This window comes from Rhizobium sp. 01L419 (genome assembly GCF_056400025.1).
This window is the reverse complement of record NZ_JBFTSM010000017.1, coordinates 20,884-32,849: the sequence shown is the minus strand read 5'-3', so window position 1 is coordinate 32,849 and position 11,966 is coordinate 20,884. Positions and strand designations below refer to the sequence as shown.

11 protein-coding genes are annotated in these 11,966 nt (G+C 63.9%); 7 read left to right on the top strand and 4 right to left on the bottom strand.

All coding sequences use genetic code 11. The features are described 5' to 3' along the window. Positions 1-19: 19 nt before the first annotated feature. Complete coding sequence (locus AC1DUP_RS27720; protein WP_477835912.1) at positions 20-1,108, bottom strand: citrate synthase/methylcitrate synthase; 1,089 nt, start codon at positions 1,106-1,108, stop codon at positions 20-22. Between the two features lie 84 nt (positions 1,109-1,192). On the opposite strand from AC1DUP_RS27720, the gene AC1DUP_RS27715 reads away from it, so the two are divergent. From AC1DUP_RS27715 to AC1DUP_RS27700, 4 genes are all read left to right on the top strand, one after another. After that, entirely contained in the window at positions 1,193-2,332 is a 1,140-nt protein-coding gene (locus AC1DUP_RS27715; RefSeq protein ID WP_477835910.1) for a citrate synthase, read from the top strand. 138 nt (positions 2,333-2,470) lie between these two features. Then, positions 2,471-2,989 (top strand): FecR domain-containing protein, encoded by a 519-nt coding sequence (locus AC1DUP_RS27710; RefSeq protein WP_477836042.1) that lies wholly within the window; start codon positions 2,471-2,473, stop codon positions 2,987-2,989. Positions 2,990-2,997: 8 nt separating this feature from the next. Then, on the top strand, positions 2,998-4,854 hold the full coding sequence (locus tag AC1DUP_RS27705; protein WP_477835908.1) for a CHASE2 domain-containing protein: 1,857 nt from the start codon (positions 2,998-3,000) through the stop codon (positions 4,852-4,854). A 98-nt stretch (positions 4,855-4,952) separates the two neighbouring features. Continuing rightward, positions 4,953-6,836, top strand: coding sequence for a DEAD/DEAH box helicase (locus AC1DUP_RS27700; RefSeq protein ID WP_477835906.1), 1,884 nt, complete (start codon positions 4,953-4,955; stop codon positions 6,834-6,836). A 53-nt stretch (positions 6,837-6,889) separates the two neighbouring features. Here AC1DUP_RS27700 and AC1DUP_RS27695 read toward each other — a convergent pair whose 3' ends face one another. Further along, a complete protein-coding gene (locus tag AC1DUP_RS27695; protein WP_113309096.1) occupies positions 6,890-7,672 on the bottom strand; it encodes an alpha/beta hydrolase in 783 nt (260 codons plus the stop codon). 166 nt (positions 7,673-7,838) lie between these two features. Here AC1DUP_RS27695 and AC1DUP_RS27690 point away from each other — a divergent pair, with 166 nt between their 5' ends. The 3 genes from AC1DUP_RS27690 to AC1DUP_RS27680 all read left to right on the top strand — a co-directional run bounded on the left by AC1DUP_RS27690 (position 7,839) and on the right by AC1DUP_RS27680 (position 10,280). Next, positions 7,839-8,501: a class I SAM-dependent methyltransferase gene (locus tag AC1DUP_RS27690; protein WP_477835903.1), complete on the top strand. Its 663-nt coding sequence runs from the start codon at positions 7,839-7,841 to the stop codon at positions 8,499-8,501. A gap of 88 nt (positions 8,502-8,589) precedes the next feature. Continuing rightward, positions 8,590-9,042 carry a MarR family winged helix-turn-helix transcriptional regulator gene (locus tag AC1DUP_RS27685; RefSeq protein ID WP_477835901.1) on the top strand — a complete coding sequence of 151 codons (453 nt, stop codon included), beginning with the start codon at positions 8,590-8,592 and terminating at the stop codon, positions 9,040-9,042. Then, positions 9,039-10,280 carry a multidrug effflux MFS transporter gene (locus tag AC1DUP_RS27680; RefSeq protein WP_477835899.1) on the top strand — a complete coding sequence of 414 codons (1,242 nt, stop codon included), beginning with the start codon at positions 9,039-9,041 and terminating at the stop codon, positions 10,278-10,280. The genes AC1DUP_RS27685 and AC1DUP_RS27680 overlap by 4 nt, the downstream gene beginning before the upstream one ends. On the opposite strand, the gene AC1DUP_RS27675 is transcribed toward AC1DUP_RS27680, so the two are convergent. After that, positions 10,249-11,472: a molybdopterin molybdotransferase MoeA gene (locus AC1DUP_RS27675; RefSeq protein ID WP_477835897.1), complete on the bottom strand. Its 1,224-nt coding sequence runs from the start codon at positions 11,470-11,472 to the stop codon at positions 10,249-10,251. The genes AC1DUP_RS27680 and AC1DUP_RS27675 overlap by 32 nt on opposite strands. After that, positions 11,469-11,966 carry a cyclic pyranopterin monophosphate synthase MoaC gene (gene moaC / locus AC1DUP_RS27670; RefSeq protein WP_477835895.1) on the bottom strand — a complete coding sequence of 166 codons (498 nt, stop codon included), beginning with the start codon at positions 11,964-11,966 and terminating at the stop codon, positions 11,469-11,471. The genes AC1DUP_RS27675 and moaC overlap by 4 nt, the downstream gene beginning before the upstream one ends.

The following is an 11,966-nucleotide window of genomic DNA, read 5'->3' as shown; positions in this document are numbered from 1 at the left end:
AGCGGCTTTTTTCTTCAGGTCATGCGGCTTCCGGCAATGGTCCGACATAGACCGAACGCGGACGGATGAGGCGGCCTTCCAGCGCCTGCTCACGGGCATGGGCGATCCAGCCGACAGTGCGACCGATCGCGAAAACGCCGGTAAAGGCGTCGCGTGGGAAGCCAAGGCTTTCCAACAGCAGAGCGGTATAGAATTCCACATTTACATCCAGCGGCCGGTCCGGCTTGCGCTCCCTGAGAACCGCAAGTGCTGCTTGCTCCACGGCTTCGGCAAGAGCGATACGCCCTGCATTGACCTGGCCTGCGGCAACGATCGGCTTCAGCGCATTTTTCAGGGCATCGGCCCGCGGGTCGCGTACGCGATAGACGCGGTGGCCGAAACCCATCAGCCGCTCACCGCGATCGAGCGCTGAACGCAGCCAGGAGCCGGCATTGGCCTCGCTGCCGATACCGTCCAGCATATCAAGCACCGGTCCCGGCGCGCCGCCATGCAGAGGTCCCTTGAGCGCACTGATGGCCGCCAGCACCGACGAGGTGAGGCCGGCGCGGGTGGAGGCGATGATGCGCGACGCGAAGGTCGAGGCATTCAGGCCGTGATCCGAAATCGTCACGAGATAGGTGTCGAGGGCGGCTGTCTGCTCGGCACTCGGCGCGGCACCTGTGAGCATGCGCAGGATATCGGCGGACTGCGAGAGGCCTGCATTCGGCTTCACCGGCTTTTCGCCGCGTTGCAGTCGTAGGATCGCCGGCAGGAAGACAGCGGGTGCGGCAAGAAGGCGAAGCGCGGTATCGATTTCCTCGCCATCGGGCAAACGAGCGACGAGCGCGCGCATGGCATCAACCGGCGGCAGCGCCAGCAGGCGGGAATCGGCGGCCTTGACTTCGGCGAATACCTCCGTTCGTGCCTTACCGAGCCGGCGGCGTAATTCGCCAGCATCGAGATGCGGTTCGATCAGGCCGTCCAGCAGCAGGGCCGCAACGTCCTCATAGGTGCTGCGTCCCGCCAGATGATCCAGCGAGACGCCGCGGATAATCAGTCGTCCGGCTTCACCGTCGACATCCGAGAGCTGGGTTTCAGCGGCAATGACATCTTCCAAACCGTTTTTCATGGGTCTTTCTCCTTTACCGGATGAAAGATCCGCCCTAGTTTAGTTGACGTCAATCTTGATGTAATTGATCAATATGAGGCTGACATGACCTGGTTGACGGCTGAGGAAGCACTGGCCGAACTCGGCACCAAGCCACAGACGCTCTATGCCAATGTCAGCCGCGGACGGATCCACGCCAAGGCAGATCCGTCTGATCCACGCCGCAGCCTCTATCAGGAAAGCGACGTCAAGCGGCTTGCCGAGCGGCATACGGGCCGGCGCAAGAGCGAGACAGTTGCCGCCGAAGCGATCCGCTGGGGCGATCCGGTGCTGACATCCTCGATCTCGACCATCGCCGCCGGACGATTGCTTTATCGGGGGCAGGATGCGGCGGAGCTTTCAGCTCATGCGACGCTGGAGGATACGGCGCTGCTGCTCTGGAATGCGGATAGTTTCGCCTGCGTACCGGCATCGGCCTTGGAGCCGGCATCTCCCTCCATCCGGGCGGCACTTCTGGCGCTGGCTGGACGGGTGAGCGCCGATCTGCCGTCCCTCGGGCGCGCACGCCCGGCCTTGCAGATGGAAGCATGTAGCGTGCTGTCCACCGTTGCCGATGCGCTGGCGCCGGGACCGGCGGACCATCCCCTACATCACCGTCTCTCCGCATGCTGGGGCAGGCCGGAAGCGGCCGAATGCCTGCGGCGGGCGCTTGTCGTGCTGGCTGATCATGAGCTCAACGCCTCCACCTTCGCGGTCCGCGTCACTGTTTCGACGGGGGCAGCACTTTCTGCTGCCGTGCTTTCGGGCCTCGCGACGCTGACAGGACCGCTGCACGGTTCGGCATGGCGGAGCGTCGATGCCCTCGCCGAGGCTGCATCCACCTTCGGGGCAGAACAGGCGATCCGCGGCCTGTTGTTGCGGGCAAACAGGTTAGTGGCCTTCGGACATCCACTTTACCCCGACGGCGATGCGCGAGCGAGCGCGCTGCTGTCATCCTTCGAAGCGCCGCCGGTTTTTCGCGATGTTCGGCAAGCCGGCGAGGAAATAGTGGGCGAGAAGGTGAACGTCGATTTCGCGCTTGCCGCCATGACAGCAGCCTTCGATCTGCCCGAGGAGGCACCGATCATCATCTTTGCGCTGGCGCGCACGGCGGGCTGGCTGGCGCATGCGATGGAGCAGATCGAAAGCGGCCATCTGATCCGCCCGCGTGCCCGCTATGTCGGGCCTTCGCCAGCCGAGACCTGAGTTGGGCGACGAGCTCTCCGAATGGCTTGCGCAGTCTCACGTTTTTGCATAGGGAAACCGGCGAATTCAGCTAGTATGAGCCGGCCGGCGCCATTCGAGGATGTACCGGCGGGTCACGAGGGGCGGATCATGAAAGCCATGTCAGCAATCTCCCGCAGCCTGTTTTTCGCGGTGCTGATCATCAGCCTGCTGCCTGATGGCCCAGCTTATGCCCAGTCTGCCGGCTGCGCGATTTCGCGTGCGGCGAACGGCAACCAGATTTTCCGTTGCCCCGGTGGCGTCAACATCACAGCTGAGCGTGGCGCATCCTTCACGCTCACCGACCGCAATCGCGACGGCAGCCCGGATTCGCTTGCATTGCGCAGCAAGGCTGCCCTTGTCGACGTCGACAGCAGCCAGCACCGCGGCGGCTTCCAGGTGGTGACGCCGCAGGCGATCGCCGCCGTTCGCGGCACGCAATGGGCCGTCGATGTCAAAGGCGGCACGACCTCCGTACTGGTAACCCGTGGTCGCGTCGGCGTACGCCGTCCGACAGGCGCAGCCGTCGTGCTCGGACCTGGCGAGGGTGTGGATGTAACACGCGGAACCGCTGCGCTCACCGTCCGCACGTGGCCGGCGCCGCGCGTCGCGGCCCTTCTTGCACGCCTCGGTCAATAAGTGGTCTCATGAACCATCGGCGTCAGACCGTTATCGCGCTGCTGCTCGCCGGTCTGTGGGGCGCGGTACTCGGCTATTTCCATCTGCAGTCGGACTCCGGCCTCATGGAGCGCATGGAGGCCACGCTGGCCGATCTGCGCAGCACGATCGTCGGCGTCCGCGCGCCGCCCGATATCGTTTCCATTATCGCGATCGATGACAGTACCGCCGCAACACATGGCTATCCACTCAAGCGGGAGACGCTTGCGCAGCTCGTCACGTCGATCGGAGCGTTGAAACCAAAGGCTTTGGCTCTCGATATATTGCTCGTCGATCCCGACACGGAGGAGGGGGATGCGGCGCTCGCAACAGCTATCAAAGCGGCGCCCAGCATCATCGCCGGTGCTGCGACCTTCCCGCAAAGTCTCCAATCGGTGACGGTAAACGCGGAAGATCCGCTTGCGGCGGTTCCCGAGGCGCAGCAGCTCCTGCTACCGCAGCCTCGCTTCGCAGAGGCTGCAGCGCTCGGCATCGTCAATGTGGCGACGGACCAGAGCGGTGTGCCTCGATTCATTCCGCTGTTTTCTCGTGCCGCCGACCGTCTGGATGCAGCCTTTCCACTAAGGGTCGCCTCGATTGCGCTCGGCGCCGAACCATTGATCGAGGCGGACGGCATCCGGCTTGGTGCCCGCCGCATCCCAACGGATACGGGCCAGCGCCTGCCGCTGACGTTCTACGGACCTGCAGGCAGCATCCGCACTTTCAGCGCTGCCGATGCGCTCGACGGCAAGCTGCTGGCGGATGCCATCACCGGCAAGGTGGTGGTGATCGGTGCGACCGTGACCGGCGGCGGCGATGTCTTTCCCACCCCGTTCGATCCCATCCTGCCGGGTGTCGAAGTCATGTCGACGGCGATTACCCATCTGATCGCAGGCGACGGCATGGTGCGCGACAGCAGGACACGACAGGCGGATGCCGGCATTGCGACGGCCTTGCCTGTTCTCTTGGTCGCACTGATCGCATGGCGCCGCGGTGCCCTCGGCTTCGTCATCATCGGCCTGACGGTCATTGTCTGGGCGATGCTCAACCTTGCCGCTTTCGCGAACGGCTACTGGCTGAGTGCTGCATTGCCGATTGCGGCCGCCCTCCCACCCGCAGTTATTTTCGGCGCCACGGAACTCTGGCGCGACCGCAGCCGTGCGCGGCACTTCGCCGATCAGTCCGAGCGGCTGCAGCGCATCGAGGCGCCGGGCCTGGGCGAGTGGCTGGCGCGCGACCCGGCCTTCCTGGCCGAGCCGGTTCGGCAGAATGCTTCCGTCGTCTTCATCGACCTCTCGGGCTTCACCGGCCTCAGCGAAGCGGTCGGGCCGGCGGCGGTGCGGGAGATCCTCAGCAGTTTCTTCGAACTCATCGACGAGGAAGTGCGGCTGCTTGGCGGGGCGATCACCAGCTTCATGGGCGACGGCGCCATGATCCTCTTCGGGCTGCCGGAACCGACGGCGGACGATGCAGCCCGGGCAGCAGCCTGCGCCGTGCGGCTTGCCGGCCGCACGCGCAGCTTCCTTGCAGGCCATCTGGAGCTTCGTCGCAGGAAGATCGGTTTCAAGCTCGGCGCTCATTGCGGCACGATCGTCGCCTCACGGCTCGGCAGCGGCGACCGGCAGCAGATCACTGCGACGGGTGATACCGTCAATGTCGCACAGCGGCTCATGGAGGTGGCGGCGAGCCGCGGCGCTGAACTTGCGCTGAGCGCCGACCTGCTCGACGCGGCCGGTCCGGAGGCTGTTCCGTCGCAGGCAGGACGGCTGACCGGACCGTTCGAGACGAAGCTTCGTGGCCGCTCGGGCAGCATCGCCATCTACACATGGCGTGGCGAGACACTTTGACATTCGCACCCGGAGCGAGTAGGAACGGCCCAACTCTTCGGCCGGACGATTCCGGCTACGGCGCGTTATGCGTCTGACAGCTCCGAAAGATCGAACACATGACTGACTATAACGGCGTCTCTCCGGCGATCGCCAAGGCGTTGCAGAAGCGCGGCTATACCGAGCTCACCCCTGTCCAGAAGGCGATGCTCGATCCGGCGCTCGCTGCATCGGATGCACTCGTCTCCGCGCAGACCGGCTCAGGCAAGACCGTCGCATTCGGGCTTGCACTCGCGCCGACGCTTCTCGAAAGCGCCGAACGGTTCGGCCTTGCCGCTGCTCCCGTTGCCCTCGTGATCGCGCCGACGCGCGAACTGGCGCTGCAGGTGAAGCGCGAGCTGGAATGGCTTTATGAAATAACCGGTGCTGTCATCGTCAGCTGCGTTGGCGGCATGGACATTCGCAGTGAGCGCCGTGCGCTGGAGCGTGGCGCCCATATTGTCGTCGGCACGCCAGGACGCCTCTGCGACCACATCCGCCGCAACGCGCTTGACATGAGCGAGCTCAAGGCAGCGGTGCTGGACGAAGCGGACGAGATGCTCGATCTCGGCTTCCGCGAAGATCTGGAATTCATCCTTGACGCCGCACCGGCCGAACGCCGGACGCTGATGTTTTCCGCCACGGTTCCCGCAGCCATCGCCAAGCTGGCGAAAAGCTATCAGCGCGACGCAGTGCGCATCAGCACGCAGGCGGAAGAAAAGCAGCATATCGATATCGAATATCGCGCGCTCGCCGTGTCGCCGAGCGACCGCGAAAACGCGATCATCAACGTTCTGCGCTATTACGAAGCGCGCAATGCGATCGTCTTCTGTTCGACGCGCGCAGCCGTCAATCACCTGACCGCGCGGTTCCACAACCGCAATTTCCACGTCGTGGCGCTCTCGGGCGAACTGACGCAGAACGAGCGCAGCCATGCGCTGCAGGCGATGCGCGACGGGCGTGCCCGTGTCTGCATCGCAACCGATGTCGCAGCACGCGGTATCGACCTGCCTGGCCTCGATCTCGTCGTGCATGCCGATCTGCCGACCAATCCAGACACACTTCTGCATCGCAGCGGCCGTACGGGCCGCGCCGGGCGCAAGGGTGTCAGCGCGATCATCGTGCCGCTCAATGCACGCCGCAAGGCCGAGCGACTTCTTGAGAATGCCGGCATCGCCGCCACCTGGGCGCGGCCGCCCTCGGTGGAGGAAGTGACGGAGCGTGATGACGAGCGGCTGCTGGCCGACCCGATCTTCGCCGACAAGCCGTTGGAGGAAGAGCTGGGGCTGGTGCAGAAGCTCATCGCCAGCCACGGCGCCGAGACGCTTGCCGCCGCCTTCGTGCGTCTTTACCGCTCCAACCAGTCGGCGCCGGAAGACCTGATCGAAGTTTCGGTGCAGGACGATCGCGCCCGCAAGCGCCGCGAAGGCGAGCCACGCGAATTCGCACCGGCGCAAAAGGGACCGCGCGATGATTTCGGCCCGAGCGTCTGGTTCTCGGTCTCCGTCGGCCGCAAGCAGAATGCCGAACCGCGCTGGCTGATCCCGATGCTCTGCCGCGCCGGCAACGTGACCAAGCGCGAGATCGGCGCGATCAAAATGCAGCCGGACGAGACATTCGTGGAAATCGCCGCCGACAGCGCCGACAGCTTCCTCGGTGCACTTGGCCCGAACAAGACGATGGAACGCGGCATCCGCGTAGCCAGGCTGAACGGCACGCCCGACTTCAGCAAGCCGGCCAAGCCCGCCTACGCCAAGAAGCCGTTCGAAGACCGCGGCGAGGATCGTTTTCGCAGCGACAAGCCGAAGGGCAAGTTCGGGAAGGACAGGCCCGCTGGCGCTGGACGTCAGGACGACAAGCCCTGGACGAAGAAAGACCCGAAGCCGAAATTCGAAGGCGCCAAGTTCGAGGGCGGCAAGTTCGAGGGCGGCAAGGGCAAGTTCAGCAAGAAGAAAGACCGCTGAGGCGGTCGCCGGCCGCGCCGGTAAGGTGACGCGACTGGCATCCTACAGCGGCTTCAGCCCTTGTTGCTGAGGCCGGCTGCTGCGAGGATGAGATTGGCGACAGCCTGCGGCTGAGAGATCAGCGAGACATGGCTGGCGTCGAGTTCGATCGTTGTCGCGTTCATGCGCTTTGCCATGAAGCGTTCCAGATCCGGATTAATGGTCCGGTCATTCTTCGAAACCGCGTACCATGACGGTTTGGAGCGCCAGGCGGCGACCGTCGTCCTGGCAGTGAACAGCGTGTCGGAAATGCGGCCCTGCACGGCGTAAAGCGCCTTGGCGCGGGCAACCGGCAAGTCGCCGGCAAAATCCCGGACGAAGGCTTCTTCGCTCAACTGGGCGTAACCGCCGGCCTGAACGAGGCCGGCGCTGGCCGGTGGCGTCGGATATTGCTTGGCAAGCGCGGTATAATCCTCACCAGCGTCCGGCGCGCGGGCGGCGATATAGACAAGTGCGGTCACCTTCGGGTCGACACCGGCTTCGGTAACGAGCATTCCGGAATAGGAATGGCCGACGAGCACTGTCGGGCCATCCATGAGCGCCAGGATGCGCTTGGTCGCCTCGACATCATCGGCGAAGGAGGTGAGAGGGTTCTGCACGGCCATCACATTCAGGCCGGCAGCCTGGAGATGGGGGATGACATCCAGCCAGCAGGAAGCATCGGCATAGGCGCCATGAACGAGAACGACATTCTTTGCCTTGGCGATATCGGCGGCCCGGCCGGCGGCCGGAAACATGCTGAGTGCGGCCCCTGCAGCGAGCGCGGCCGAGAATGAACGTCTGGTCATCGGTTGCATAATAGTGTCCTCCGGCTTGTAGGAAATTTGGGGCGATGCCCTTTGGATCGCTGCGGAAACGTTACGCCGAGACTCGAGCTTCGATAACTATACAAAGGTCCAGCGAGGTATTATGCCGTCCAGCACGGCCAGATGGCCTGTCGTAACGAGGGGCAACCGATATCAGATGAGACCGGCTTCCGCAGATGATCGTCTCGACCTGGCGGCCTTCATCGAGGCAAACTTGCCACTTGCCAGCCTACCTTCCATACCCGAGGTAAGGCTGCATGTGGCGACACCGAGGAGCGGCCTCTATCGCCTTGCAATGGCTGATGATTCCGATTTGATGCCGCCCTATTGGGCTTATCCCTGGGCGGGCGGGGCGGTGCTTGCGCGCTATCTTTTCGACCATCCCGAAGAGGCAGCCGGCAAACGTGTCGTCGATCTCGGCACCGGCTCCGGCCTCGTCGCCATCGCAGCGATGAAATGCGGTGCGGCCCAAGTGCTCGCTATCGATATCGATGCGAAGGCGATCGCTGCGGCGCGGCTGAATGCTCATGCCAACGATGTCGAGATCGAGACGCGGCTCGGCGATATTATCGAAGACGAGCCGCCTGAAGCCGATATGATCCTGGCCGGCGATGTATTCTATGACCAGGCGCTGGCGGAGCGTGTTCTGCCTTTCCTTGGACGCTGCCGCGCAGCCGGGCTCGACGTGCTCGTCGGCGATCCGGGGAGGGCGCCTCTGCCCGCTACGTTCCTGGAGAAAATTGCGGAATATCCGGTGCCGGATTTCGGCGGGCCTGCACGGGGTACGGCCGCCAACAGTGCGGTTTTCCGCTTGAGGTGAGTGAAGGTGGATTGCGCGGGTGGCGCGTCACTTCGCCTTGCGTTAAATTAGATGATATGTCATCTATTGCTATCCCATCGATATTCCCATGACCGAAGACAAGATCACAACCTCATTCGGGAGCCTCGTCTCCCAGACCGCGCGCTACTGGCGCCGGGTCGCCAATCTGCGCCTGCAGCCTTTTGGACTGACGGAAGCGACATGGCTGCCGCTGCTGCGCATCGCCCGCTCGCCGTCGCCGATGCACCAGAAGGAGCTTGCAGCCTCGCTCTCGCTCGACAATTCCTCCGTCGTGCGCCTGATCGACAATCTGGAGAAGGCGAGGCTGGTCGAGCGGCGGGAAGGCGAAGACAGGCGGGCCAAGGAGATATTGCTGACAGAGGAGGGCAGGAAGACCGTGGAGGAGGTCGAACGCGTGGCGCAGGGCATTCGTGAGGAGGCGCTTGGTCTTCTCCCGCGTGAGGACATCGAAACCACATGGCGTGTGCTCGACCACATCAGCGACGTACTTGCCCGACAGCTCGAGGAGCCCGAACAGTGAATTCGCATCCCGGCCCGATGACCGAAGCCAGACCGCTTGGTGTAAAGCTTCACATACCAGTCTGGCTGCTCGGGCTCATCACCTTCAGCGGTACGCTTGCCATGCATATTTTCGTGCCGGCCCTGCCGGCGGCGGCGAGCGATCTCGGCGCGTCGATCGGCGAGATGCAACTGACCGTCAGCCTCTACATCTTTGGTCTTGCCGTCGGCCAGCTCATCTATGGGCCGCTTTCGGACCGCTATGGCCGCCGGCCGGTGCTGATGAGCGGGCTTGTGCTCTATACGATCGCCGGCGTGGCAGCGCTGGTCTCACCCGGCGTACATGCACTGATCGCAGCAAGGCTCTTTCAGGCTTTCGGCGGCTGTGCCGGCCTCGTCATTGCCCGCGCCATCGTGCGCGATACGTCCAGCCCCGATGAAACAGCCAAGCGGCTCGCCATCATGAACCTCATGGTGACGGTAGGACCGGGGCTTGCACCTGTCGTCGGGGGTGCGCTTGCCGCCACGCTGGGCTGGCGCTCGATCTTCGTGGCACTCTGCGGGCTTGGCATCATCAACCTGCTGCTGACCTGGCGCAAGGTGCCGGAAACAGGCACCCGCAATGTCGAGACCTCGATGAAAGCGCTTGGCCGCGACTATCTCGGCCTGCTTTCCTCGCGCTCCTTTGTCGGTTATGCCATCGGCGGCGGCTGTGCGACGACCTCCATGTATGCTTTCACCGCATCCGCGCCCTTCATCGTCATCAACGAACTCGGCCGTCCGGCAACAGAAGTCGGCATCTGCCTGGCGCTGCTGATCTTCGGCTACTGGATCGGCAGCATGATCGCCACGCGGCTGATCGGCCGGTTTGCGATGAAGCGACTGATGGTGGTGTCCAACCTCGTCAGCATCGCAGCCGCGATCGTCTTCTTCAGCTTTGCGGTGACCGACCATCTGACGCTCTTGCCCATGATGGCCTCCATCATGGTCTATACGATCGGCGCCGGCGTGGCCTCGCCCAATGCGCTCACGCTCGCAGTCAGCGTCAACCCAAAGGTCACCGGTTCTGCCTCCGGTCTCTACGGCTCGACACAGATGGCAGTCGGGGCCGTCTGCAGCGCTCTTTCCGGCATCGGTGGCGATCCGGGGCTTGCAGCGGCGACCGTCATTCTCGGCGCCAGCGTGCTGGCGCAGCTCTGCTTCTGGGTTGCTGTCGCTTCGAGAAATGTCAGGCGAGAAGATCTGGCCGCAGAAGCATGACCGGGCAGGTGGCACCGGCCGGGAGTTCCGGCGCATGCGGCGGGCGGATGATCAAGCAATCCGAATGGGCAAAGGTCTTCATCATAGACGAATCCTGCTTGTCGAAGGGTTCGACCAGCCAGTTGCCGTCGGCCGATTTCGAAAGCTTCGCGCGCATATAATCCTGTCGGTGGTCATTGGCCCGCAGCGTGACGGCTGCTTCAACCGTTGTCTCGCGCCGGACCGGCGGCAGCGAGGCGAGCTTGCGGATCAGCGGCTCAAGGAAAAGCAGAGAACAGACGAGGCTAGAGACCGGATTGCCTGGCAGGCCGAGCACATGCGTCTCGCCAAAACGGCCGACCATCAGCGGCTTCCCGGGGCGCATGGCGATGCGCCAGAAATCGAGCTGCATGCCGGCCTCAATCAGCGTAGCCTGCACCAGATCGTGGTCGCCGACCGAGGCACCCCCGAGCGTGACGATGACATCGACCTTGGCATTGCGCGCCTTGTCGATCGCCGCAGTGATCTCAGCCCTGTCATCGGGCACGATGCCAAGATCGAGCACATCAGCGCCGGCCCTGCGGGCAAGGGCTGCTACGCCAAAGGTGTTGGATGCGATGATCTGCGAAGGACCGGGCGTGCTTCCGGGGGGCAGAAGCTCGTCGCCGGTTGCAAGGATCGCGATCAGCGGACGGCGCTGGACCTCGACTGATGGCCGGTTCATGCCGGCAGCAGCCGTCAACCGCGAGAAATCGAGCACAGTGCCGGCGGCCAACACCACTTCGCCCTCGGCAAAATCCTGGCCTCGCGGGCGCACATGCTGACCCTGCCTTACCGGGAATTTGGTTCTGATGCCGCTTTCGATCTTCTCCGCATCCTCCTGCAGCAGGACGCTATCGGCCCAAGACGGCACCGGCGCACCGGTGAAGATCCTGATAGCCTCTCCCTGACCGACGCTTCCCTCGAAGCCGTGGCCAGCCGCGGACGTGCCGACGACCGTCAGAACGGCACCGGGCTCCGGCGCATCTTCACGGCGCAGCGCATAACCATCCATGGCGGAGGAATTGAAGGGCGGCTGTGTCAGGCCAGCCGTCAGATCAACGGCAAGGACGCGGCCTTCGGCCTCGGCAAGCGGCAGCGTTTCGGACGTCGTGACGGGATTTGCGCTGGAGAGCAGGCGGCTCAGGGCTTCAGCGACCGGTAGAAGGTTCATCTCGCCTCCGAATGACGGAAATCGCCGGATTTGCCGCCGGATTTTTCCAGCAGCCTGACGCCCCCGATTTCCATGGCCTTGTCGGCGGCCTTGGCCATGTCGTAGATCGTCAGGCAGGCGACCGAAACGGCGGTCAGCGCCTCCATCTCCACACCGGTCTTGCCGGTGAGTTTGGCACTCGCCGTGACGCGCAGGCCGGGCAGGGAAGCATCTTCCTCGATTTCGACCGTGACCTTCGTCAGCATCAGCGGATGGCAGAGCGGGATGAGATCGGCAGTCCGCTTGGCGGCCATGATACCGGCAAGGCGTGCGGTGCCGATGACATCGCCCTTCCTTGCATTGCCTTCACGGATAAGAGCAAGCGTTTCCGGCGCCATCTTCACATGGCCCTCGGCGGTGGCGATGCGCACGGTCTCGGCCTTGTCGGAAACATCGACCATATGCGCCTCGCCGGAGGCGCCGATATGGGTGAGGCTGGGCTTTCCGCCGCTCAT

Coding starts and splice junctions, on each gene's coding strand:
- AC1DUP_RS27720 (WP_477835912.1), bottom strand. CDS start 1,108: ATGAAAAACGGTTTGGAAGATGTCATTGCCGCTGAAACCCAGCTCTCG.
- AC1DUP_RS27715 (WP_477835910.1), top strand. CDS start 1,193: ATGACCTGGTTGACGGCTGAGGAAGCACTGGCCGAACTCGGCACCAAG.
- AC1DUP_RS27710 (WP_477836042.1), top strand. CDS start 2,471: ATGTCAGCAATCTCCCGCAGCCTGTTTTTCGCGGTGCTGATCATCAGC.
- AC1DUP_RS27705 (WP_477835908.1), top strand. CDS start 2,998: ATGAACCATCGGCGTCAGACCGTTATCGCGCTGCTGCTCGCCGGTCTG.
- AC1DUP_RS27700 (WP_477835906.1), top strand. CDS start 4,953: ATGACTGACTATAACGGCGTCTCTCCGGCGATCGCCAAGGCGTTGCAG.
- AC1DUP_RS27695 (WP_113309096.1), bottom strand. CDS start 7,672: ATGCAACCGATGACCAGACGTTCATTCTCGGCCGCGCTCGCTGCAGGG.
- AC1DUP_RS27690 (WP_477835903.1), top strand. CDS start 7,839: ATGAGACCGGCTTCCGCAGATGATCGTCTCGACCTGGCGGCCTTCATC.
- AC1DUP_RS27685 (WP_477835901.1), top strand. CDS start 8,590: ATGACCGAAGACAAGATCACAACCTCATTCGGGAGCCTCGTCTCCCAG.
- AC1DUP_RS27675 (WP_477835897.1), bottom strand. CDS start 11,472: ATGAACCTTCTACCGGTCGCTGAAGCCCTGAGCCGCCTGCTCTCCAGC.
- moaC (WP_477835895.1), bottom strand. CDS start 11,966: ATGAGCGGCGGAAAGCCCAGCCTCACCCATATCGGCGCCTCCGGCGAG.